The 22,335-nt window shown below is 41.0% G+C and carries 21 protein-coding genes; 11 read left to right on the top strand and 10 right to left on the bottom strand.

Annotated features, from left to right (window positions below):
- Positions 1-365: 365 nt before the first annotated feature.
- Positions 366-902, top strand: coding sequence for a gamma carbonic anhydrase family protein (locus ACEN2L_RS08090; protein ID WP_441743091.1), 537 nt, complete (start codon positions 366-368; stop codon positions 900-902).
- Here ACEN2L_RS08090 and ACEN2L_RS08085 read toward each other — a convergent pair.
- The 9 genes from ACEN2L_RS08085 to ACEN2L_RS08045 form a co-directional block, all read right to left on the bottom strand.
- Positions 899-1,144, bottom strand: a complete 246-nt coding sequence (locus ACEN2L_RS08085) for a DUF1488 family protein (protein ID WP_441743089.1) — start codon at positions 1,142-1,144, stop codon at positions 899-901. The two genes, ACEN2L_RS08090 and ACEN2L_RS08085, sit on opposite strands and share 4 nt — an antisense overlap.
- Positions 1,141-1,959, bottom strand: a complete 819-nt coding sequence (gene aroE, locus ACEN2L_RS08080; RefSeq protein ID WP_441743087.1) for a shikimate dehydrogenase — start codon at positions 1,957-1,959, stop codon at positions 1,141-1,143. The genes ACEN2L_RS08085 and aroE overlap by 4 nt, the downstream gene beginning before the upstream one ends.
- Before the next feature lie 139 nt (positions 1,960-2,098).
- The gene (locus tag ACEN2L_RS08075; RefSeq protein WP_441743085.1) at positions 2,099-2,785 is read right to left on the bottom strand and encodes an OmpW/AlkL family protein; all 687 of its coding nucleotides are present in this window, start codon (positions 2,783-2,785) and stop codon (positions 2,099-2,101) included.
- A 158-nt stretch (positions 2,786-2,943) separates the two neighbouring features.
- Complete coding sequence (gene hemF / locus ACEN2L_RS08070; RefSeq protein WP_306023843.1) at positions 2,944-3,864, bottom strand: oxygen-dependent coproporphyrinogen oxidase; 921 nt, start codon at positions 3,862-3,864, stop codon at positions 2,944-2,946.
- 3 nt (positions 3,865-3,867) lie between these two features.
- Complete coding sequence (locus tag ACEN2L_RS08065) at positions 3,868-4,431, bottom strand: Sua5/YciO/YrdC/YwlC family protein (protein ID WP_306023844.1); 564 nt, start codon at positions 4,429-4,431, stop codon at positions 3,868-3,870.
- Between the two features lie 75 nt (positions 4,432-4,506).
- Positions 4,507-5,067 carry a topoisomerase DNA-binding C4 zinc finger domain-containing protein gene (locus ACEN2L_RS08060; protein WP_441743082.1) on the bottom strand — a complete coding sequence of 187 codons (561 nt, stop codon included), beginning with the start codon at positions 5,065-5,067 and terminating at the stop codon, positions 4,507-4,509.
- Positions 5,068-5,102: 35 nt separating this feature from the next.
- Positions 5,103-5,579 carry a DUF494 family protein gene (locus tag ACEN2L_RS08055; protein ID WP_306023846.1) on the bottom strand — a complete coding sequence of 159 codons (477 nt, stop codon included), beginning with the start codon at positions 5,577-5,579 and terminating at the stop codon, positions 5,103-5,105.
- Between the two features lies 1 nt (position 5,580).
- Positions 5,581-6,717 carry a DNA-processing protein DprA gene (gene dprA / locus ACEN2L_RS08050; RefSeq protein WP_441743080.1) on the bottom strand — a complete coding sequence of 379 codons (1,137 nt, stop codon included), beginning with the start codon at positions 6,715-6,717 and terminating at the stop codon, positions 5,581-5,583.
- A 17-nt stretch (positions 6,718-6,734) separates the two neighbouring features.
- The gene (locus ACEN2L_RS08045) at positions 6,735-7,811 is read right to left on the bottom strand and encodes a LysM peptidoglycan-binding domain-containing protein (RefSeq protein ID WP_441743078.1); all 1,077 of its coding nucleotides are present in this window, start codon (positions 7,809-7,811) and stop codon (positions 6,735-6,737) included.
- Positions 7,812-8,021: 210 nt separating this feature from the next.
- On the opposite strand from ACEN2L_RS08045, the gene def reads away from it, so the two are divergent.
- The 7 genes from def to ACEN2L_RS08010 all read left to right on the top strand — a co-directional run bounded on the left by def (position 8,022) and on the right by ACEN2L_RS08010 (position 14,538).
- Positions 8,022-8,531: a peptide deformylase gene (gene def / locus ACEN2L_RS08040; RefSeq protein WP_441743076.1), complete on the top strand. Its 510-nt coding sequence runs from the start codon at positions 8,022-8,024 to the stop codon at positions 8,529-8,531.
- Between the two features lie 8 nt (positions 8,532-8,539).
- Positions 8,540-9,487 carry a methionyl-tRNA formyltransferase gene (gene fmt / locus ACEN2L_RS08035; RefSeq protein WP_441743074.1) on the top strand — a complete coding sequence of 316 codons (948 nt, stop codon included), beginning with the start codon at positions 8,540-8,542 and terminating at the stop codon, positions 9,485-9,487.
- A complete protein-coding gene (gene rsmB / locus ACEN2L_RS08030) occupies positions 9,487-10,812 on the top strand; it encodes a 16S rRNA (cytosine(967)-C(5))-methyltransferase RsmB (RefSeq protein WP_441743073.1) in 1,326 nt (441 codons plus the stop codon). Before fmt ends, rsmB begins: the two co-directional genes overlap by 1 nt.
- A gap of 27 nt (positions 10,813-10,839) precedes the next feature.
- Positions 10,840-12,219 (top strand): Trk system potassium transporter TrkA, encoded by a 1,380-nt coding sequence (gene trkA, locus ACEN2L_RS08025; protein WP_306023852.1) that lies wholly within the window; start codon positions 10,840-10,842, stop codon positions 12,217-12,219.
- A gap of 274 nt (positions 12,220-12,493) precedes the next feature.
- Complete coding sequence (locus tag ACEN2L_RS08020) at positions 12,494-12,844, top strand: hypothetical protein (RefSeq protein WP_441743071.1); 351 nt, start codon at positions 12,494-12,496, stop codon at positions 12,842-12,844.
- A 65-nt stretch (positions 12,845-12,909) separates the two neighbouring features.
- A complete protein-coding gene (locus tag ACEN2L_RS08015; protein ID WP_441743069.1) occupies positions 12,910-13,656 on the top strand; it encodes a complement resistance protein TraT in 747 nt (248 codons plus the stop codon).
- A gap of 84 nt (positions 13,657-13,740) precedes the next feature.
- Entirely contained in the window at positions 13,741-14,538 is a 798-nt protein-coding gene (locus tag ACEN2L_RS08010; RefSeq protein WP_441743067.1) for a hypothetical protein, read from the top strand.
- A 42-nt stretch (positions 14,539-14,580) separates the two neighbouring features.
- On the opposite strand, the gene ACEN2L_RS08005 is transcribed toward ACEN2L_RS08010, so the two are convergent.
- Positions 14,581-16,032, bottom strand: a complete 1,452-nt coding sequence (locus ACEN2L_RS08005; protein ID WP_306023856.1) for a TrkH family potassium uptake protein — start codon at positions 16,030-16,032, stop codon at positions 14,581-14,583.
- A gap of 283 nt (positions 16,033-16,315) precedes the next feature.
- Here ACEN2L_RS08005 and ACEN2L_RS08000 point away from each other — a divergent pair, with 283 nt between their 5' ends.
- From ACEN2L_RS08000 to polA, 3 genes are all read left to right on the top strand, one after another.
- Positions 16,316-17,656 (top strand): M16 family metallopeptidase, encoded by a 1,341-nt coding sequence (locus ACEN2L_RS08000; RefSeq protein ID WP_441743065.1) that lies wholly within the window; start codon positions 16,316-16,318, stop codon positions 17,654-17,656.
- Entirely contained in the window at positions 17,646-19,025 is a 1,380-nt protein-coding gene (locus tag ACEN2L_RS07995; protein ID WP_441743096.1) for a M16 family metallopeptidase, read from the top strand. The genes ACEN2L_RS08000 and ACEN2L_RS07995 overlap by 11 nt, the downstream gene beginning before the upstream one ends.
- Before the next feature lie 482 nt (positions 19,026-19,507).
- A complete protein-coding gene (gene polA / locus ACEN2L_RS07990) occupies positions 19,508-22,270 on the top strand; it encodes a DNA polymerase I (protein WP_441743063.1) in 2,763 nt (920 codons plus the stop codon).
- Positions 22,271-22,335: the final 65 nt, after the last annotated feature.

The raw sequence follows: 22,335 nt of genomic DNA, 5'->3' as shown, positions 1-22,335 counted from the left end.
ATAAAACATGAATTTTTTTGGTAGACACTCATCAAGTGAGTGCCCACACAGATTGTCTTGTTATTAATTGTTAAAGAACGTTTAAACAACTCATCGCTGAGTAGTTAAGGTAACCATCTTAAATCGCTACCTGGAATCTTTCTCACTTTAGGCCTAAGCCTTGCTCGTTTCAGCGTTTTAAAGTCTGTCCCGAAGCGAGGAGGCGCATTATAGAGAAGCTATCACCACTTGCAACACCTTTTTTAAAATAATTGTTTAAGTGGTTATTATTCCAACAAAATACGGTTTTTTGCTTTTAAATGCAGCAATATTGATAGTGATTTTGGTAACCTTTATCAAGTTGCAAACTTTAAATAGGGTTAGGTATGACATTACGCCGTTACAAAAAGATTTATCCCTCGATAGATGAAAGTTGTTATATAGACAGTTCTGCGGTGCTGGTTGGTGATGTTGAGTGTAAGTCAGATGTCAGCATTTGGCCTTTGGTTGCAGCAAGAGGTGATGTGAATTACATCAAAATTGGGGCCCGCTCTAATATTCAGGATGGTACCGTTTTGCATGTAAGTCGAGCCAGCGAAGTTAATCCTCTTGGGTTTCCTCTAGTTATTGGTGAGGACGTGACTGTTGGGCATAAATGTATGTTGCATGGTTGCACATTAGGTAATCGAATATTAGTGGGCATGGGCGCCATCATTATGGATGGGGTTGTAGTAGAAGATGATGTATTCATTGGTGCTGGTAGTTTGGTGCCACCCAATAAAACATTAGTGTCAGGCTATCTGTACGTGGGTAATCCTGTAAAACAAGTTAGACTGTTGAAAGAAAGCGAATCAGCTTTTTTGAAACAATCTGCATTAAACTACGTAAAGCTTAAAGATGAATATATTAACGAAGTTAACTAGCGCAGCAGATCTATATGAAGATGAACTTCACCAGCAGAATTGGTCTTTTCATCTTTGATCATAAACTCCAAATATTCTTCAATATCAAACTGGTGGCTGATATAAAATGCGGTCAAAGACATTTCATCAGCTCCAGTAATAAAGCAGTGAATCAACTGGCCTTGGGATAACGCATCTATTTTTATACTTTGAGATTCTTGCACATAGAGTGCACCATCCAATATTTGGATGAGTTGATTCATAATGCCTCTCTGAGTTTATGGATCACCGGATCAACGGAAGGCCTTACACCTCTCCAAACATAAAAGCTTTCTGCTGCTTGCCCCACCAGCATACCTAAGCCGTCATATACGTGTTTGACGCCTAAATTACTGGCATGTTGCATAAACACTGTTGCCCTATCTGCATAGCTCATGTCATAGACAAAACTAGCAGCAGCAATAATATCGGATGAAACCGCTGGCAGTTCAGCACTTAAACTGGCAGAAGTAGAATTAATTATGAGATCAAAAGACGCATCATTGCATTGTAAGTCATCAAAACCACAGCTTTGTAAATTGGCATGTTGAATAATGGATGCTAGTTGCGCAGCTTTCGATGGGGTGCGATTCGCTATCATTAACGTTGCGGGTTTTTGTTCCATCAAAGGTTGTAATACGCCGCGAGCGGCACCACCCGCACCTAATATTAATATGCGTTTATTGTTAAGTGGAATAGCTAAGCGAAGGAGGTCTTTTACCAAGCCTGGGCCATCAGTGTTATCACCAAAGACACTACCATCTTTTCGCAATTGTAAGGTGTTGACTGCGCCTGCAATTGTTGCCCTAGTTGAACGCTCATTTGCAAACTCAAAGGCCGCTATCTTAAACGGTGCTGTCACATTCGCGCCGCTACCGCCTTGAGAGAAAAAATGGGAAATTGCAGCTTCAAATCCATTGACGGGAGGCTCAATTCTTATGTAATCGAGAGCCTGCTCGGTTTGCGCTGCAAATAAGGTATGTATTAATGGTGATTTGCTTTGGCTTATTGGGTTACCAAAAACGGCGTAGTGATCCATGAGTACTTAGTTAAGTCTTTTAAAACAATAAAGCAAGGTTAACTGATTTAAGAACAAGACTGAACTCATGTTTAAGAGAAATTCTTATACTAATGTGGCCATTGTAAGGCACAAAACGCAGTCACAATGGCCAAAGAGTTTAGTACTTGTAACCAATCATCAGTGAGAAAACCCAAGGGTCAATATCCACAGCGACTTTGCCAGTCGTATTAAGTACATCAAATTTCGCTTCAGTATCGATGTCAATATAACGCAATGATGTATTTAATAACCAATTTTTGTCCAATTCGTAATCAAAGCCAACCTGCACTGCTAAGCCCCAAGAGTTATCTAAACTTAAGTTAGAAAACGACTGTACTTGTCTGGGTGCTGCAAACTTTTCATCAAAAAATACTGTGTAGTTTAAGCCAGCTCCTAGGTATGGCTTTAGGGCTGTAGCAGTATCAAAGTAATACAATAGACTAATTGTTGGGGGCAGATGCTTAGTATTGGCTAACTTTCCATCTCCTAGACCTAAGGCGTTATCTGTGGTGTTGACTAATTTGATGTCATGAGAAAAGGGCGTTGCAGCTAACACCTCAATGGCTAAATTTGCGTCAAGCATATACACAAAATTTAAGCCTAGCTGGGTGTTATTGTTAACCTCTGCGGCCATGCCCACATTGCCAACACCGTCAACAGTCACGGCGCTGCTGTCGTCATTTGGCACAACTGTCGTTAAACCTCCTCTCACAATGATGTCGCCGTGCTCGTAGGCCCATGAACTACCCGCACTTAACAAACCAGCCATTAATACCGTTTTTAAAACACTTGTTACTTTTATCATTATTGCACTCCGTTAAATTAATGACGCAAGTGTAAGGCCACGAATTAAAAAAACATTGATCTGGCTCAAGTTTAAAAGCGGAGTGATAAATTTTGCTCAACAACCTTAAAGCAAATAGGGCAAGCCCTTTGCCTTAAGGCGCAGTTACTAACAGTGTGTTATTTAATCCAAGTGCGTGGATGCAAGTAGTCTTTATACAAAACTTCTTCAGCGCTACCTGGCAGTGGTTGGTAATCATATTGCCACTTAGCTAAAGGGGGCATAGACATTAAAATTGACTCAGTGCGTCCACCACTTTGTAACCCAAAAAGTGTACCGCGGTCGTAAACAAGGTTGAATTCCACATATCGACCTCTTCGATATAGCTGAAAGTCTCGCTCTTGTGGGGTGTAGGTTAATTCTTTGCGTTTTTCCATAATAGGGATGTAGGCATCCAAAAAACCATCGCCGACAGCTTGCATAAACTTAAACGAACGTTCAAAACCCCATTCATTAAGATCATCAAAAAACAAGCCCCCTACTCCCCGGGTTTCATTGCGGTGCTTTAAATAAAAATAATCATCACACCAACTTTTGTAACGGGTATACACGTCATTTCCAAAAGGCTCACACAACTTATGAGCAACGTTGTGCCAATGCATGACATCTTCTTCGATAGGATAAAATGGAGTAAGATCGAACCCACCACCGAACCACCAGACGGGTTCTTCACCGTCTTTTTCAGCAATAAAAAACCTTACATTAGCGTGAGTTGTGGGTATTTTAGGATTGTGGGGATGAATAACTAGTGATACCCCCACGGCTTGAAAACTGCGACCTGCCAACTCAGGTCTCGCTGCCGTAGCGGATGGCGGTAATGTGCCACCATAAACATGGGAGAAATTAACACCGCCTTGCTCAATAACAGCACCACTGGTTAATACTCTAGTGCGGCCACCTCCGCCTTGCTCGCGCTCCCAATTGTCTTCGATAAACTCACCACGACCATCTGCTAACTCTAATGTTTGGCAAATGTTGTCTTGAAGCTTAAGTAAGTAGCGCTTAACTTTTTCTAAATCAATGTTTGTATTGGACGACATGGTTTAACTTCCCCTTATTACCTGTCCGCTGATACCGTGGCGGATCATGCTAGGATTTGATGCCCCTCCAAGCTCACCTTCAATTATTGTTACTTGACTAGCAAACTGTTCGACAACCTCGTTTGTGGACATGGCCGCTGGCAAACCAGACACATTGGCACTAGTTGAAATCATCGGTTTTTGAAATAGCTCACACAATTCTTTGACTAAAGGATGTGCAGAAACTCTAACTGCGATAAGTTCTGACCCACCAGTGACCCAAATTGGCGCAGTTAACTTTGCAGGCAAAAGCCAAGTATTAGGCCCTGGCCAACTTGTAAATATCTCTTGTTTGTTTCTTTCAGGGATGGCTTTATCTTCGACGTAAGGTAACAACTGCTGGTAATCGTTAGCGACTAAAATTAGCCCTTTAGCGATATCTCGCTGCTTCAACTTCAACAAGGCCATAACCGCAGACTCGTTGTCGGGATCACACCCCAACCCGAATACTGCTTCTGTGGGATAAGCAAATATCTGCCCCTGGGTAAATTTTACTCGCAGAGATTCTGCGTATCGTTTGTCTAACATGAATTCAAATAACTGTAATTGTAGATGTGGAAGTGTAAAGCACCGCGCACCCTCTATAAAGATAATAAGCGCTAATTATTGTTCTTGCTTATATCCACAGGCTCGCTGCGGGCACTGAAGAACAAGACCTTGCGCTGTTTTTTTCTCAATCATGACAGGCCATTCGCACGCTGCGCATGAAATAGCGACTGGAGTGGAGTTAAGCACATATTTGCATTTAGGGTAATTATCACAGGGATAAAACTGTTTACCGAATTTGTTGGCCCGTTTGGTCAAGTAGCCAACACTGCAACTGGGACATTTAATCTTGTTGTCGTTTGATTGCTTGCTGGACTCAATGTAAGTACAAGCAGGAAAAGTACTGCAACCAATAAACAAGCCAAAACGGCCTTTTTTAATGACAAGATTTGCATCACAAACGGGACACTGCGACCCTTCAATAACTTTTACATCTGCCGTTTCATACTCATGAAGAGGCTTAGAAAAATCACACTCGGGGTATTGACTACAGCCGATGAACGCACCGGATTTACCGTGCTTTATTTTCAACGATGATTGACACTTTGGACACAAGTCCGTGACCTGTTCCAAAGCATGTTCGTTGGCATTGAACAACGAGTGGTCGATTTTAGACATTATCTAGCACTCGTTGAAATACACATATGACAAAACTAGTGTAAAGGTCCTTCAGGCTCTTCAAACAATAAGTCTTCCATTTGTGCATAAGCATTTTCTTTTCCGGGTACATTAAATAACACCATTAACACTACCCATTTCATGTCTTCAAGGCAGAATTCTTTCGATTCGATTTCCATGACTCGGTCAATAACCATTTCTCGAGTAGATGAATCGAGCACGTTAATCTGCTCTAAAAACATCAAAAAGCCACGACACTCAACATCAAGACGCATTTCTTCGTCATGAGTGTAAATGCGGGTGGAATATGTTGCAGTGCCTTTAACAAGATATGGATTAATATCTGTCTCTTGAAGGGCAGCCAACTTCTCTAACCAAGATAAAGCCTTATAAATCTCATCATGGTGAAAACCCGCGCGAATAAGTTCATCTGTGAGCTCATCTTGGTCGACGCGAATTTCAGTTTCACTGTGAATGAAGTTTTCAAATAGATACATGAGGATATCGAACATGTTATTTTTCCCCCAATTTGATGTAGCCGCCGGAAACAGCAACCACTAAACCACGCAACTCATATTCTAATAATTGTGACATAACCTCTGACGCCGGCATGCCGCTGCGCTCAACCACCATATCTAGTGGTGTGGCTTCAAAATCTACACTATCTAACAAACGGTCTGTTGCCAAGCTTTCAGTGCAGTTTTTTTGTGATTTAATTTCACTTGTATTATTTTTGTTAAATTCACGTTCAGCAAACTCTTCATTTATATCGGCAACATCAGCAACTAATTTTGCTCCTTGTTGTATCAAATAGTGGCAGCCTTTAGATAAGGGGTTATTAATATTGCCAGGAATGGCAAATACGTCACGGTTTTGTTCTACTGCATACCGTGCGGTAATAAGCGATCCACTTTTTAGAGCCGCCTCTACCACTAAAGTTCCAAGTGACAGACCGCTTATAATTCTATTACGTCTGGGAAAGTTTTCTGGTTTAGCTGGCGTTGCAGGCGGGAACTCAGAGAGGATTACGCCACCAGCGGCAATAATATTCTCAGCTAACCTGAGGTGCCTTTTAGGATAGACAGTATCTATCCCAGTACCTAAGACAGCGATAGTGATACCCTTAGCCGCTAGCGCCCCTTCATGAGAAAACCCATCGATACCCAACGCTAGGCCACTTGTCACTGTCCAACCTGACAAGCTCAAGCCCTCAGCAAACGCCTTAGCGTTAGCCTTACCCGCAATACTGGGATTACGACTTCCTACCATGGCTATTTGCAGATTAGCTAATTTTTTGGCATCACCAATACCAAAGAGAAGCATCGGAGGACTGGATATTTCAGTTAGTAAAGCCGGATAAAGTGCATGTTCAAAAAAAAGAATAAAGTGCCTTGGGTCACTGTGAAGCCAGGATAAGGTTCTTTGAATGCTTGGCTCATCTGCCTGTTGAATAGCGTCAATTTGCTGAGGTTTAAATCCTATCTCGTGCAGATCGTTTGGCCTCATAGAGAGAATATCAGTCGCTTGGCACATCAACTTTCTCTTTAGCTTATTCAGACTTGCAACACCGAAGTTGGGGATGGACGATAGTTGCAGCCATTTTGCAATTTCCTCATCGTGGTATTGTTCACTGTCAACGTCCTGTTGCATCCCCCACCTCATGTGTTTTAGGGTTTAGCTACAATCGCTCCCCTCCTTATCACTGTAGATGAACGTGTGATAAGTGCATAACTAGCCTTGTCAAAAACTTTAAATACAACCAATTCACCCACTTTTAACGCGGGCTGAACAATATCGCTGTCGAGAATAAAGGCATTGGCAAGCGGGTCACTCTCGCCTTTGTATTTGGGCGAGACATCATCAATGATATTAGGGCCTTGCGTATAAATACCCATCACTGTGCCTGCAGAGACTAGGTCACTGCCTAAATCAATAATGACGACGTTGTATTTACCTAAAAGACGATGTTGCTCTAAGTCGTCAATAATGAACCCTCGCTGCTCTTTAGCTGCACTCAAAATAATAGTGGTAGGCTCATTTTCTTGCTGAGGGGCTAATCTGTCGCCACGTTGCACTTCATGATTAGCATCCTCTATCTTAACGAGTCGTTGACCTTTAATATCGGAATCGATCACTTCGGCATTCGCCACATGCCTAACTTGCAAGCCAATAAAATTACCCGACATATCGTAAATTTCATTTTGCTTATGCAGTACATTATAATTTTTTTGTCGCGAACGAGATGCTTTACTTAGCGTAATGTTATTACTGGCAAATAACACTGAACCGTCTTGATTGCCCAAAATGTAGGGATGACGGTCATATTCTACTTGCTGCATAATCTGATCATTTTCAATAAAGGGCCGAATAGTTGACCATGGCAAAGCCGGAATAGGATCGGGCTTTTTAACTGTTTTATTGCCTTGCGGAGACATTTTTATTTCCGCTTTGCTAGGCTGACGAACTAACTCAATCACCGTTTCTCCTTGCTCGTTTTTGCTTAAGCTCAGTTCATCACCGGGATAAATAAGATGTGGATTCGTAATATGGGTGTTGGTTCGCCACAATTCGGGCCACAGCCACGGCTTGTCTAAATACATTTTGGAAATATCCCAAAGCGTATCGCCTTTTTGCACAATATATTTTTGTGGCGCGTCGTGTTTGATATTAATAACATCGGCCCAACATAGGATGGGTACTAGCATTAAAACCGTAAAAAAAGTCAGTATTTTTTTGCTCATCATTATCTAAGCCTTGGCACTAGCACTATTATGTTTTGGATCCATTTAGGCTAGAATAGCCCAAAGATGACGATATTAAATAGTCAATTCTATTTGCACGTATAGTTAACAATACATGCAATACAAATATTTGATCCATTTTTAGCTAAAAATGGAAAGCCGTTAAAACATGGTTCAGCACAAACGAATGAACCCTTATTAGTAGAAAGTATTATGGCCATATTAGAAGTATTACGTTTTCCCGACGAGCGTTTGCGAACCGTAGCAAGCCCCGTTGAACAAGTAGATAAAACTATCATTTCACTGATCGATGACATGTTAGAAACCATGTTAGACGAAAAAGGAATTGGCTTAGCCGCTACTCAAGTTAACGTTCATAAACAGGTTGTTGTAATTGATGTGTCGGAAAAACAAAACGAACCATTAATATTAATTAATCCCGTGATAACCCACAAAGATGGGCTTACCATTAGTGAAGAGGGCTGCCTATCCGTTCCGAATAACTATGCAAAAGTTGAGCGTGCCGAGAATATTTCAGTCAAAGCGTTAGATAAAAATGCAAAGGAATTCACCCTAGATGCGAATGGATTGTTGGCAATTTGTATTCAACATGAATTAGACCATCTTAAAGGCAAGTTATTTGTGGATTATTTATCTCCTCTAAAACGCCAGCGGATTAAAACTAAACTTGAAAAAGAAGCTCGTTTAGAAGCAAGAGGCTAAGAAAAGTATTGAATACTCCTTTAAAGGTTATATTTGCTGGCACACCAGAATTCGCGGCAATCCATCTTCAAGCTTTAATTGATTCTCAGCACGAGATCATTGCAGTCTATAGTCAACCAGACCGCCCTGCAGGCAGAGGCAATAAACTGCAAGCCAGTGCCGTTAAACAACTGGCTGTGCATCACAACATACCGGTTTTTCAACCATCTTCATTAAAAAATACCGAGGTACAAGAGCAACTTGATGCGCTCAATGCTGACATTATGGTGGTAGTCGCCTACGGGCTTTTGTTGCCGCAAGCGGTTTTAAATATACCTAAACTCGGTTGTTTGAATGTACATGGCTCCTTATTACCAAGATGGCGAGGCGCAGCCCCTATACAGCGAGCAATTTGGGCAGGCGACAGAGAAACAGGTATAACTATAATGCAAATGGATGTGGGTTTAGATACCGGCCCCATGTTGCATAAAAGTATTGTTACCATTGATGCCAAAGAAACCAGCGCGAGCCTTTACCAAAAATTAGCTGAATGCGGCCCTCAGGCACTAGTGACGTGTTTAGATGATATTCATTCACAGCAGTCAAAAGTCCAAGATAATGAGCAGGCAAACTACGCTAAAAAGCTCAGTAAAGAAGAAGCAAAGATAGATTGGCAATTGAGTGCTGAACAGCTTGAACGAAATAGCCGCGCTTTTAACCCCTGGCCCATGAGTTTTTTCGAAATCGGCGAATTAACGATAAAAGTATGGGAGTGTGATGTTGTGGCGCAAACTAAGAATGAGCATCATCAAATAGGCGAGATATTAACAGTTAGTAAACAAGGTCTTTTAGTTCAAACAGGAAAAGACTGTTTGCTGTTAAAAAAGTTACAGCTGCCGGGTAAAAAACCAATGAACATTGCAGACATTCTAAATGGCCGCGCTGACTTATTCTCTGTTGGATCGCTAGTGTCTTAATGAAAGCAAACCCCAATAAAAGAACACAACGAAATTTGCGAGCCGACGCAGCAACGGTTATCTTTACTATTCTTGAGAAAGGTCAAAGCGCACGCGAGTGTCTGCCCGCTATGCAAGAGTTGCATAAAGATCAAGACAAAGCATGGTTACAAGAAATGGTTTACGGGGTGTTAAGGCAATTACCCCTTTTGCAGTATTGGTTAAGAGCCTTATTAGAAACCCCTTTAAAAAATAAGTTTAAAATTACCGAACATCTGATTTTGCTCGGTTTTTACCAATTGGCTTTCAGTCGAGTCAGCCAACACGCTGCAGTGTCTGAGACCGTTGAGGCTTGCAGGTCACTTCGGGTTGAATCTATGCGTGGTTTAGTCAACGGTATATTGCGCAATTTTATACGAAATGAAACCAGCCAACAGACACCTAGCGATGAACAAATTAACTCAGGTTTACCTAAATGGTTGTATAAAAGGTTGGCTGTTGCTTACCCACAATCATTAACAGACTTAATCCAGCAAATAGAAAATAAAGCCCCCATTTGGCTGAGGGTTAACGCAAAAAAAATATCATCTCGTGATTTTCAGCAAGAGCTCAGTCAAAAAGGTATCGAATATACCTTGTCTCCCCAACATCCACACGCCCTTATACTCAACAAAAGCGTTGATGTGACCAGCTTACCAGGCTTCGAATTAGGCTGGTTTGCCGTTCAGGATGGAGCAGCACAGTTGGCAGCCGCTTATTTGGAACCGCAAACACACGACAACATTTTAGATTGTTGTGCGGCTCCTGGAGGTAAAACCGGACATTTATTGGAAGTTACTCATGATCTAGTACTAACAGCCCTAGAAATTGATATGCAAAGAGCCAGCAAAATTGAAGAGAACTTAGCGCGTTTGGGGCATCAAGCCACATTGTTGATTGGTGATGCAAGTCAGCCCCAGACCTGGTGGGATGGTAAACAATATGATCGCATTCTACTTGATGCGCCTTGCTCAGCTACTGGCATCATTAGACGTCATCCAGATATAAAGTGGTTACGCAAAGCCTCTGATATTCAAGCTCTAGTTACAATACAACATGATATATTGGATGCGCTTTGGCCTCTGTTAAAAGAAGGAGGCATATTACTGTATGCTACATGCTCAATTTTACCTGAAGAGAACCATCAACAAATGGCTGCTTTTTTAGCCCGCACAGCTAATGCGCGACTAGATACCAGCTTCAAACATGACGCACACCAGCCAGGCCGACAAATTCTGCCAGGTGAACAGCAAATGGATGGTTTTTATTATTGCAGATTGATAAAGTCTGGTGAAAATCTTGGCTAAATTCCAACTCGTTATATTCGGAAAAATATGAAAATTATCATTCTTGGCGCAGGACAGGTTGGAGCGACACTTGCTGAAAATTTAGTGGGTGAAAAGAACGAAATAACCGTTATCGATTCAGACGCTGATACCCTAAGAAACCTCCAAGACAGATTAGATTTGCGAGTAGTACATGGTGTTGGGTCTCACCCTGATGTGCTTAAAAAGGCTGGTGCTGAAGATGCCGACATGTTAATCGCTGTGACCAATAGTGATGAAAGTAACATGATGGCTTGCCAAGTAGCTTACAGTTTGTTTAAAACGCCCACCAAAATTGCTCGCGTTCGCTCTGAGCAATACATCATTTATCAAGAACAACTTTTTAAGCATCAAGATGTACCCGTTGATCATCTCATCGCACCAGAACAACTTGTCACAAAAGCCATTAAACGACTTATTGACTATCCTGGTGCTTTACAGGTTGTAGAATTTTCTAATGGCCGGGCCAGCTTAGTGGCGGTAAAGGCTTACTACGGCGGGTTACTGGTTGGTCATGCTCTTTCTACATTAAAAAGTCATATTCCGAACGTTGATACGCGAGTTGCCGCAATTTATCGCCGTGGTAGGCCAATACGTCCCTTGGGTACGACCATTATAGAAGCGGACGATGAAGTGTTTTTTATTGCTGCAACTAAACACATTCGTACAGTAATGAGCGAGTTGCAGAAACTAGAATCAAGCTACAAACGCATTATGATTGCGGGTGGCGGCCTCATCGGTGCAGGTTTAGCTAAATTACTAGAACACAATCACAACGTTAAACTAATTGAATATAATCAGGAACGAGCAAAATATCTTTCAGCCCATCTTGATAAAACCATCGTTTTTTGTGGTGATGCTTCCGATCACGAATTATTAACCGAAGAAAACGTGCAGCAAGTTGATGCTTTCATTGCGGTCACCAATGACGATGAAGCGAATATCATGTCAGCCATGCTCGCTAAGCGACTTGGCGCCCAAAAAGCCATGGTGCTTATTCAGCGTGGCGCCTATGTAGATTTGGTACAAGGTGGTGAGATAGACATAGCCTTTTCACCGCAGCAAGCCACTATTTCAGCTTTACTCACACATATCAGGCGTGGTGATATAGTTAATGTTTATTCTCTGCGCCGTGGGGCTGCTGAGGCTATTGAAGCAATTGCTCATGGAGACGAAAACACCTCGAAAGTAGTGGGCAGAGAAATAAGACAGATTAAGCTTCCACCTGGCACGACAATCGGAGCTGTGGTTAGACGAGAAGAAGTCATTATTGCTCACAGCACCACAAAAATTGAAGCGAATGATCATGTTATTTTGTTTTTAGTTGATAAAAAGTTTATCGGTGATGTTGAAAAACTATTTCAACCCAGCGCCTTCTTTTTTGGTTAACAAAAGTGAGCAAACTTAAGCTTTCAAACGCGGTTTGTATAAGTCGCGTTAGTCATTTGCAGAGCCTGTCGAATTGATACTTATACACCTTTATCTATCTATCGTTAAAACGTCTACATTAAGTCGACAAACGCCGTAAATCCCCCTCCCCGAACTGATCAATTTTTATACAATCAAAACTTAACATCGCTGTTTTTTTAAGCTACATTAGACTTACGCTCAGTATGCAGCATCCAATGCCGCATACATTTATGCACTTTTAAGGAGGAAAGTTATGAAGAGTTGTATATTCAACCCTTTCGCAAATAACACTAAAAGATTGCTCGCTTTAGCCTTTCCTATAGCGCTTGCGTGTAATGTACTTGCACAAGAATCTGAAGAAGAAGAGTTGGCTAGAATGCAAGCTCAACTTAATGCAAATGTCCTATCTAAACCCTTTTTGGCTGAAAAACCTCAAGAAGTTGATGCATACATAAAAAGTATGATTGAAAAAAAAGTTAAACCTGAGCCATACCAAGGTACGTACTGGCGACCAGGCTATACCTGTCGAGACCTCCTGCGCTACAACTGGACCGAATATCGCAATTGCCGTTACTACTACCAGTATTACGGAAGATATTATTAAACTAAAACACTCTAAACCCCACTGGCAGTTGAGCAGTCGCCAAAAAACAAAATAGGAAAAACACCATGTTTTCAAGGAACCGCTCTTTAAATGCCCTTATCTTTGCTTTTGCTGCACTTACTCTATCAGGATGTGCAGCCGTTCATACTTCAATAGCTAAGAAGGATTTGGATGTACAAACTAAGCTCAGCACCTCAATTTTTGTTGACCCCGTAGCCCCAGAAAAAAGGAAAATATATTTAGAAGTGAGATCAGCCGTAATGGAGTTTGACCGAAATGCATTTAGAGATGCATTAGTAAGCCAAATAACGACAAGCGGGAACGGTTATACAATAGTTGATAGCCCTGAAGACTCACAGTACACCATGAGTGTATTCGTACGTAATCTTGAAAAAGCATCGCCCACTGCTGCAGAGGGTTATTTAAGAACAGGTTATGAAGGCGTTGCAGCAGGAACTGCAGTTGGGTATGTGGCAGGTGGTAGTTATAGAGATGCCGCTGCTGGGGGTATTATTGGCGGCTTGGTTTCTACTGCTGCGAATGCCTTTGTTAAAGATGTTACGTACTTATTAGTTGCTGATATCCAAATTAAAGAGCGCGCTCGAAAAGGCGTATTGGTGCGTAGAGATTCTAAAATTAATACGCAAATCTCCGATGATGGAGCCACCACTCAAACCTATTCTGAAGCAACTAATCAAAAAGAATACCGCACCCGTGTAGTGACAACAGCTAACAAAGCTAACTTAGAACTTGAAGAAGCACAGCCTACCATGTTCGATAAAACGGCTTATGCTATGGCCTCATTTTTTTAGCCATTATGAAACAACCTAGGGCACAATCTACTGCGTCTTAGGTTGCTCTATCACTTCTTCAAAAAAGCAAATGGGAGAGTCAAAGTGGAGACTAACGGACGCTATATTAAGAAACGTGTGATCTTCGTTGCTGCAATATTTCCAATCCTCACATCAATAACATCAATTGCACAACAGTCTGACGAAGAGATGATGGCAGAGGCACAACGTAAGCTAAATGCCGATGTATTTGGGATGAATCAAGCCCCTGTACCACAACGCTCAGAATTAGAAATTTACATAAGCAATGCTCAACAAAACAATATCCGCCCCAGAGAAAACCCTCCTGGCTATTGGACAACTGGATACACCTGCGCCCAACTCGAGCAACGGTCATATATCGATTATCGAGACTGCATGTATTACTACCATGTTTATGGTCGATACTGGGCTTATCCAGTTGTGGTTGTGAGAGCCCCTGTTGTAGCGGAACGAAAAACCGTTACTAGAAGTAGCCAAAATTTTAATATTTCTGAAGAATATGACGAAGATGCATTAAATGACTATTACAAGTGGCTTAAAAATTATGCGCCAATGATGAATACGATCGGTATGGTGACATCAGAACAAATCAAACAAAATTCAGCAAAAGGCTTTAATTACCAATCCTTGTTTACCTTGTTATCAAGCTCCTTAGAATCCCATAAGATCGAATTGGAGGCGTGGCCATTAGAAATGAGAAAAAAAGCATGGGATGCAATGGGCAAACGTATTGAATCACATAGTAAATTATTTGAAAAATACCGAGCCTTAGCACTAGAAAACGAGGCTATTGATCCATCGTTTAAACACTCTTTAAAAAGTATAAGCCTTATCGAAAAGGAGTCGTTTTTAAGCGAGTAATGTCATACGTAGCTTAGTCCAAGTTATTACTAAGCTACAGTATTAACTGCGCCAAAAGGTAGGAGAGAATAAAACAAGCAGTGAGAAAACCTCTAAACGGCCAAATAACATGGCTAAAATTAATAACCACTTACCACTATCGGTTACATCAGCGTAGGTTCCTGCCACTGAGCCCAAACCTGGGCCTAAATTATTTAATGTGGCAGCCGTTGCAGTAAAAGCTGACACATCATCCATTCCCGTGCCTATTAAACACACCATAATGATGACAAAAATCATGGCATAAGCAGAGAAAAAGCCCCAAACGGCTTCTACCACTCTATCTGGTAACGCTCTTCCACCGACCTTGACTGAATAAATCGCTTTGGGATGAATAAGCCTGTTCACTTCACGCTTTCCTTGCAGAAATAACAAAAACACTCGGATGACTTTCAAGCCACCACCGGTTGACCCTGCACAGCCTCCAACAAAACTAGAAAATATCAAAAGAATGGGTAAAAATGCCGGCCAATGCGCAAAGTCAGTTGTGGCGAAGCCGGCCGTAACACTAAAGGACACAGCTTGAATCAGGGCTTGGTCTAGGGTGGTTCCCGCATCTTCAAACCAAGAGTATTCAATCAAAGTTATGAAACAAATTAATACCAAGCTAATTTGTAAGATAAAAAAAACTTTAAGCTCTGGGTCGTACAAATAGCCCTTAAGCGTGCGCCCGCTTACTGCAGCATAATGTAGAGCGAAATTTAATGCGGCAATCCACAAAAAAACAACGCATACAATGTTAACCGCAACACTGTCAAAATAGCCTAAGCTGGCATCATAGGTTGAGAAACCGCCAATGGCGACCGTTGAAAAAGAGTGGCAGATGGCATCAAACCAATCCATGCCTGCAAACCAATAAGCAATGGCACATGCAACGGTGATTGAAAAATAGATATACCAAAGATGCTTAGCGGTATCAGCTATCCTTGGCGTCATCTTTGAATCTTTAACGGGCCCTGGGGTTTCAGCTCGATATAACTGCATACCACCAACACCTAAAATGGGTAGAATCGCGACGGCTAGTACAATGATCCCCATTCCTCCAAACCACTGCAACTGTTGTCGATAAAACTGTACCGCTTTGGGCAAATAATCAATGCCCTCAATGACCGTTGCACCTGTAGTGGTCAAGCCAGAAAATGCCTCGAAAAATGCATCGGTAATTGTCATTTCTGGTTGTTCTAGTAATAAAAACGGTAAAGCACCAAAGCTAGCCAGCACGGTCCAAAATAATACAACAATTAAGAATCCTTCCTTTGCCCTAAGATCTTTACGGTAGCGGCGGTTAGGATACCAAATTAATAAGCCTGTCACTAAGCACAATACAAACGCCAGTAAAAAAGGCAGACCACTACCATCTTGAAATATTAAAGAAACGATAGCCGGCGGTATCATCGTCACACTGAACAGTGCGACTAATAAGCCAAGAATTCTGACAATGGTGCGGTATTGCATAGTTTAAATTAAACCCACAGCTGTATTTCAATACTATGAACGAACAAGTAAAGAGAGTTTATTGCTAAAGCATCTGTAAATCATTGATTTATTCATCATATTATTAAATAAGCTTAACCTTATACAACATCATGCATATACAACGCTGTTTTATGCTGTTCTTTTATGGGTAAGGATAGGTCAAATAATTTGAAACATATTTGTCCGCGTTTATCTTAGGAGTTTCTTTGTGTACACACACTAAATAGCTACACTGCCCCATGGATAAAAAAGAGAATTTCAAATGAAAAACATGGTACAGGGGTTTTTATGCTCACTCATATTTTACTCGCTCTCAAGTAGCGCGATTACGCAAGTTGAAGACGTACAACAATTTACCCTGAAAAACGGTATGAAAATTATTGTCTTAGAGGACCAATCGATCCCTAATGCTAATATGTATCTTTTTTGGCGAGTAGGCTCACGCAATGAATACCCAGGCATTACCGGACTATCACACTTTTTTGAACATATGATGTTCAATGGGGCTAAAAAATATGGCCCCAAACAGTTTGATCAAGCCATGGAAGCCGCCGGCGGTGCTAACAACGCATATACCACAGAAAACTCAACGGTCTATACGAACTGGTTTCCAAGTGAATCAATGGAGTTGATGTTTGATTTAGAAGCAGATCGCATAGAAAATTTAAGTATTGATGCTGACGTTGTTGAAAGTGAAAGAGGTGTAGTAACTTCTGAGCGCTCAACTGGCTTAGAAAATTCAAATTTTCGAGTAATAAGCGAACAAGTAAAAGCGGCTGCGTTTAGAGCGCACCCTTATAGCTGGTCAGTTATTGGTCATGAGTCCGATATCGCAAATTGGAAATTACAAGATCTGGTGAATTACCACAAAACATATTATGCGCCAAACAACGCTACGGTTGTGGTTGTAGGAGCGGTTAAGCTTAGTGAAGTCGAAAAATTGGCTAAACAATATTTTGAACCAATTCCTGCACAAACACCTCCTCGAGAAGTTCATACTGTTGAACCTCAACAAACAGGAGAGAGAAGGGTTTACGTGCAAAAATCATCGGTTTCAACGCCAAATATAGTATTAGTTTATCATGTTCCAGAGACGCAAAACCCCGACTATTATCCCCTATCCATTCTAAATAGCATTCTAAGTGGTGGGAACAGCTCTCGCTTAGTTGCATCTCTAGTATATAATTCAAAAGTTGCAAGCGAAGTGTTCACTTACTTACCTATGTCAATAGATCCTAATTTATTTTACGTGAGTGCAGTGGCAGCGCCGGGAGTATCAAGCAGTGAATTAGAAAAAGTGTTGATCAATGAAATCAATACTGTCATCAAAAAAGGAATAAGTGAGCAAGAATTACAAAAGGTGAAAAACCAAGCCTTAGTTGATTTTTATAGAGAAATGGCAACCATAAACGGTAAAGCCAATACCATAGGTAGCTATGACTTTTATTTTGGCGATTATAAAAAGCTTTTCGATGTACCTGCGCAGTTATCCAAAGTGAGCGTTGAAGATATACAACGAGTCGCAGCCAAGTATTTGACAAAAGCTAACCGTACAACAGGCATATTAGCATCAGAGGAAGATAGCAGTGAAAATGACCTTTAAATCCATTCTCCTAACCGTTTTTACTGTATTCAATGCAACAGCATTTTCAGCTGAATTCATCCTGCCTAAATACCAGAAAGTTGTGTTAAAAAATGGCTTAACTATTTATTTGATGGAGCAACATGAAGTTCCTTTGATCGACGTTTACATGGTAGTAAAGGCAGGCGCTACAGTCGATACAAAGCCGGGTTTGGCAATAGTTACCGCAGAAAACTTGTTGCTTGGCACAAACAACCTATCTCGCTCTGAGTTTGAGCAAAAAGTTGAATTTGTTGGTACTCAAATTGATTCTGGGGCGTATCAAGAATATTCATTTATTAGTGCTTCAATGGCCAAGACAGACCAAAACTTAATTATGCCCTTATTAAAAGATGCACTTTTAGCCCCGGCTTTTAATGACAACGAATTTATAGCTCAAAAGGAACGGCTAATATCGAATTTAGAGCGCAAAAAAGAAAGTCCTAGAGCAGTAATTGGTGGCTATTTTAATGCGTTACTATTCAACAATACGCCTTATGCAAACGATGTTGACGGAGACCCACTTTCAATCGAACAAATGAAGGTATCAGACTTGCGGCAATTTCATAAAGATTGGTACACGCCTAACAACACTGCGATTGTTGTTGCTGGTGATTTTCAAACGCAAGAAATGGTAAAGGTCTTAACGGGACTATTTGGCCAATGGCGAGGAACCCATAAAGAAATAGCTACTACGTTTACACTTACCCCACCCACTCGCGCAAATGTATTGCTGGTTAACAAGGACGATGCAACCGAAAGCACATTTATGATTGGTGGCCTTGGTATACCGCGTGACAATAAAGACTTTGTAGCTATCTCAGTGGTTAATACCGTTTTAGGAGGACGATTTACGAGTTGGTTAAATGACGAGCTTCGCGTCAACAGTGGATTGACATATGGGGCAAGAAGCCGCTTCGATACCCTTTCACAAGGTGGCAGTTTTGCCATTTCTACGTTTACCAAAACAAGTACAACTTTAGAAGCAATTGATTTGGCCTTAAGTACTTACGCTCGATTGTGGGAAAAAGGAATTGACCTTAAAACCCTAGAGTCAGCTAAATCTTACGTAAAGGGTCAGTTTCCACCCCGTTATGAGACATCACGTGATTTAGCTATGCTGTTGGCAGAAATGTTTGTTTACGACTTTAATGAGGATTACATCAATACCTTTGCTCAACAAGTTAACCTGCTCACTCCAGAGCGTAGTAGACAAATTATCTCTCAGTACTTTCCAAAAGATCATTTGCAGTTTGTTGTCATTGGCAAAGCAGAATTGCTAAAAGATCAGTTAAATCGCTACGGAAATGTTAGTCAAATCGATATTAAATTTGATAAATCCCCTAAGTAATATTTGTCAACGTGGCCATAATTATTGTGGCCACTTTTTTATGTAGGCAATTTAAAAATCGGTCTTCTGATCTGAGTTTTAAAAAATCTTGGTTCAAACCTAGCTGCAGCCTGCACCGAAAATGACTTATACTTTTTACAGGTATAACAACTAAAGTTTATTATAAATTTGTATGAAAAAAGTACTTTAACTAATCCTCTTTTGTGTGTATCTTCATCAACCTGATTTTTAACTTAGTTATTTTCCTCGTAAAGTTATCCACAAATCAGTCAAATAAAACTTGACCTTCAATAAAAATAAACAAACCTTTATTTTTAAAGGTCTGAACTGCTAATAAAATAAGATTTTTCAGCGTAATTTTCATTTCGAATCGCATTAATAAACAGAGTTATCCACAAGCAAGCTGAAACGCAGCATAGATGATCACGCCTCCTTGTGGCACACTATATTCAGGCATTACAATCACTTCGAGCATACCTAAAATGGCATCAGAACAAATCTTACCTAAGCGCTCTCCACTTATTCTAGTGGACGGCTCATCCTATTTATTTCGGGCTTATCACGTTCCATATTTGCAAGCTTTAAAAACATCCTATGGCCAACCCACTGGAGCCATTACTGGTGTTTTAAATATGATAAAAAGTTTGCAAAAAGATTATCCAAACGGAAATGTCGTTGTTGTATTTGATGCCAAAGGAAAAACCTTCAGAAATGATTTGTACCCCGAATATAAGGCCAATCGTCCGCCAATGCCTGATGACCTCAGGTCACAAATCGAACCATTGCATAACATCATAAAAGCTATGGGACTTCCACTGTTAGTCATTGATGGCGTAGAGGCGGATGACGTCATAGGCACATTAGCAAACCAAGCCACTCAGCAATCAATAGAAACCATTATTTCTACCGGTGATAAAGACATGGCTCAATTAGTGAGCCCACACGTCACACTAATTAATACCATGACAAATCAAAAACTTGATGAAGCGGGTGTAGTAGAAAAGTTCGGCGTTGCTCCAAATCAAATTATCGACTACTTAGCGTTAATGGGCGACAAAGTCGACAATATTCCTGGCGTCGACAAATGTGGGCCCAAAACAGCGGTCAAGTGGCTGATTGAATTTGGCAACTTACAAAATGTCATCAACAACGCTGATTTAGTGAAAGGCAAAGTAGGTGAAAATTTGCGAGCTGCAGCAGATAAACTGCCACTATCCTACGAGTTAGCTACCATAAAATTAGATGTAGAACTGCCCTTTTTGGCCGATGAGCTATGTGCTGCACCTCAGGATACTGAATCCTTGATAGCACTCAGTACGCAATACGAGTTAAAACGCTTATTAAATGATGTACAACGGCCCAGCAACACTTCAAATGATAAGACCGACAGTGTATTAAACACCGAAGAATTACCCCCAGAAACAAATGTCAGCAAAGACAAGTACCAGACCATTTTATCGATGTCAGCACTTAAAGCATGGCTAGATAAACTGAACAGTTGTGAATTATTCGCATTCGATACCGAGACAACTAGCTTGAATTATATGGAGGCTGAATTAGTCGGCATGTCTTTTTGTATTGAAGAAGGAGAAGCCGCCTATTTGCCATTAGCGCACAATTATCCTGATGCACCGGAGCAGCTAGACCTACAAGAAGTATTAGCGCTTTTTAAACCCTTGTTAGAAAATCCTACTATCAAAAAAGTAGGTCAACATCTTAAGTATGATAAAAACGTGTTGGCAAATTACGACATTGAATTAGCAGGTATTGCTTTTGATACAATGTTGGAATCCTACGTGCTCAATAGTGTGGGTTCTAGGCATGACATGGACACCCTCGCAGCTAAATACCTAGATCATCAAACCGTGCATTTTGAAGATATTGCCGGGAAAGGCGCGAAGCAGATTGGTTTTAATCTCGTTAATTTAGAGCAAGCCTCGCCTTACGCTGCAGAAGACGCCGACGTAACATTGCGACTTCACAACGTATTGTGGAAGAAGTTATCTGCCGAAACTTCATTGGTGGAAGTGTTAGAAAAAGTAGAGATCCCCCTACTATCGGTGTTAGCTAAGATGGAGCAGTTTGGTGTTTTAATAGATAGTCAAAAGTTAGGTCAGCAAACTCAAGACTTAGCGACTCGAATTATACAATTAGAAAAAGAAGTACACGAACTGGCGGGGCAATCATTCAACCTTGGCTCAACTAAGCAGCTACAAGAAATCTTGTATACTAAAATGAATTTACCCGTTCTGAAGAAAACACCAAAAGGAGCCCCTTCAACTTCGGAAGAAGTACTTCAAGAGCTCGCCCTAGATTATCCTTTACCGAAATTATTGATGGAGTTTCGCGGCTTAACAAAGTTGAAGAACACCTATACAGATAAGTTACCTAAAATGATTAATGCCAGAACAGGTAGAGTGCATACATCTTACCATCAAGCAGTTGCTGCTACAGGCCGTTTATCATCCACTGAGCCTAACTTACAGAACATACCCATCAGAACAGAAGAAGGTCGTCGCGTAAGACAAGCTTTCATCGCGCGTCCCGGCTACAAAATAGTCGCTGCAGATTATTCACAAATCGAATTAAGAATAATGGCGCATTTGTCTAAAGACTCAGGGTTAATTAGTGCATTCGCCGCAGGTACAGATATACATTCTGCTACTGCAGCTGAAGTTTTTAGTGTGCCATTAGAAAAAGTTACAACAGAGCAACGACGTAATGCTAAAGCCATTAATTTTGGTTTGATATATGGGATGTCAGCATTTGGCCTATCCCGTCAGTTAAATATTTCTCGTCAAGACGCACAAAAATACATGAACCTATATTTTGAGCGATATCCGGGTGTATTGAAATACATGGATGAAACGAGGCTGGTCGCTAAAGAGCAAGGTTATGTCGAAACAGTTTTCGGTAGACGCTTGTATCTTCCTGAAATCAACTCAAGCAATGTGATGCAACGAAAAGGGGCGGAACGTGCAGCGATCAATGCACCGATGCAGGGTACAGCCGCGGATGTAATAAAAAAAGCGATGCTTTGTGTTGATAAATGGATTAGTACCTTAGCTAAAGACGAAGTAAGAATGATTATGCAAGTACACGACGAACTCGTTTTTGAAATAAAACAACAAGAATTAGAAATGTATCGGACAAAAATAATCGAGCTAATGGAACAAGCAGTAGTCTTAGATGTGCCATTAACTGTAGAAGCTGGTATAGGTGAAAACTGGGATGAGGCACATTAGCGGTTGGTTATGAAAATTGGTAACTGACCCTCTTTTTTGTAATTAAATTACAAAAAAACATTGGA

The sequence above is a fragment of the Flavobacterium sp. W21_SRS_FM6 genome (genome assembly GCF_052119645.1).
GTDB lineage: Bacteria > Pseudomonadota > Gammaproteobacteria > Enterobacterales > Alteromonadaceae > Paraglaciecola.
Note: the sequence above shows the minus strand (reverse complement) of the source record. Positions and strands in the feature narration are given on the sequence as shown.

Coding starts and splice junctions, on each gene's coding strand:
- ACEN2L_RS08005 (WP_306023856.1), bottom strand. CDS start 16,032: ATGCAATACCGCACCATTGTCAGAATTCTTGGCTTATTAGTCGCACTG.
- ACEN2L_RS08015 (WP_441743069.1), top strand. CDS start 12,910: ATGTTTTCAAGGAACCGCTCTTTAAATGCCCTTATCTTTGCTTTTGCT.
- ACEN2L_RS08060 (WP_441743082.1), bottom strand. CDS start 5,067: ATGTCTAAAATCGACCACTCGTTGTTCAATGCCAACGAACATGCTTTG.
- aroE (WP_441743087.1), bottom strand. CDS start 1,959: ATGGATCACTACGCCGTTTTTGGTAACCCAATAAGCCAAAGCAAATCA.
- ACEN2L_RS07995 (WP_441743096.1), top strand. CDS start 17,646: ATGACCTTTAAATCCATTCTCCTAACCGTTTTTACTGTATTCAATGCA.
- ACEN2L_RS08085 (WP_441743089.1), bottom strand. CDS start 1,144: ATGAATCAACTCATCCAAATATTGGATGGTGCACTCTATGTGCAAGAA.
- trkA (WP_306023852.1), top strand. CDS start 10,840: ATGAAAATTATCATTCTTGGCGCAGGACAGGTTGGAGCGACACTTGCT.
- ACEN2L_RS08045 (WP_441743078.1), bottom strand. CDS start 7,811: ATGATGAGCAAAAAAATACTGACTTTTTTTACGGTTTTAATGCTAGTA.
- ACEN2L_RS08090 (WP_441743091.1), top strand. CDS start 366: ATGACATTACGCCGTTACAAAAAGATTTATCCCTCGATAGATGAAAGT.
- ACEN2L_RS08055 (WP_306023846.1), bottom strand. CDS start 5,579: ATGTTCGATATCCTCATGTATCTATTTGAAAACTTCATTCACAGTGAA.
- def (WP_441743076.1), top strand. CDS start 8,022: ATGGCCATATTAGAAGTATTACGTTTTCCCGACGAGCGTTTGCGAACC.
- dprA (WP_441743080.1), bottom strand. CDS start 6,717: ATGCAACAGGACGTTGACAGTGAACAATACCACGATGAGGAAATTGCA.
- ACEN2L_RS08065 (WP_306023844.1), bottom strand. CDS start 4,431: ATGTTAGACAAACGATACGCAGAATCTCTGCGAGTAAAATTTACCCAG.
- rsmB (WP_441743073.1), top strand. CDS start 9,487: ATGAAAGCAAACCCCAATAAAAGAACACAACGAAATTTGCGAGCCGAC.
- ACEN2L_RS08075 (WP_441743085.1), bottom strand. CDS start 2,785: ATGATAAAAGTAACAAGTGTTTTAAAAACGGTATTAATGGCTGGTTTG.
- ACEN2L_RS08000 (WP_441743065.1), top strand. CDS start 16,316: ATGAAAAACATGGTACAGGGGTTTTTATGCTCACTCATATTTTACTCG.
- hemF (WP_306023843.1), bottom strand. CDS start 3,864: ATGTCGTCCAATACAAACATTGATTTAGAAAAAGTTAAGCGCTACTTA.
- ACEN2L_RS08020 (WP_441743071.1), top strand. CDS start 12,494: ATGAAGAGTTGTATATTCAACCCTTTCGCAAATAACACTAAAAGATTG.
- polA (WP_441743063.1), top strand. CDS start 19,508: ATGGCATCAGAACAAATCTTACCTAAGCGCTCTCCACTTATTCTAGTG.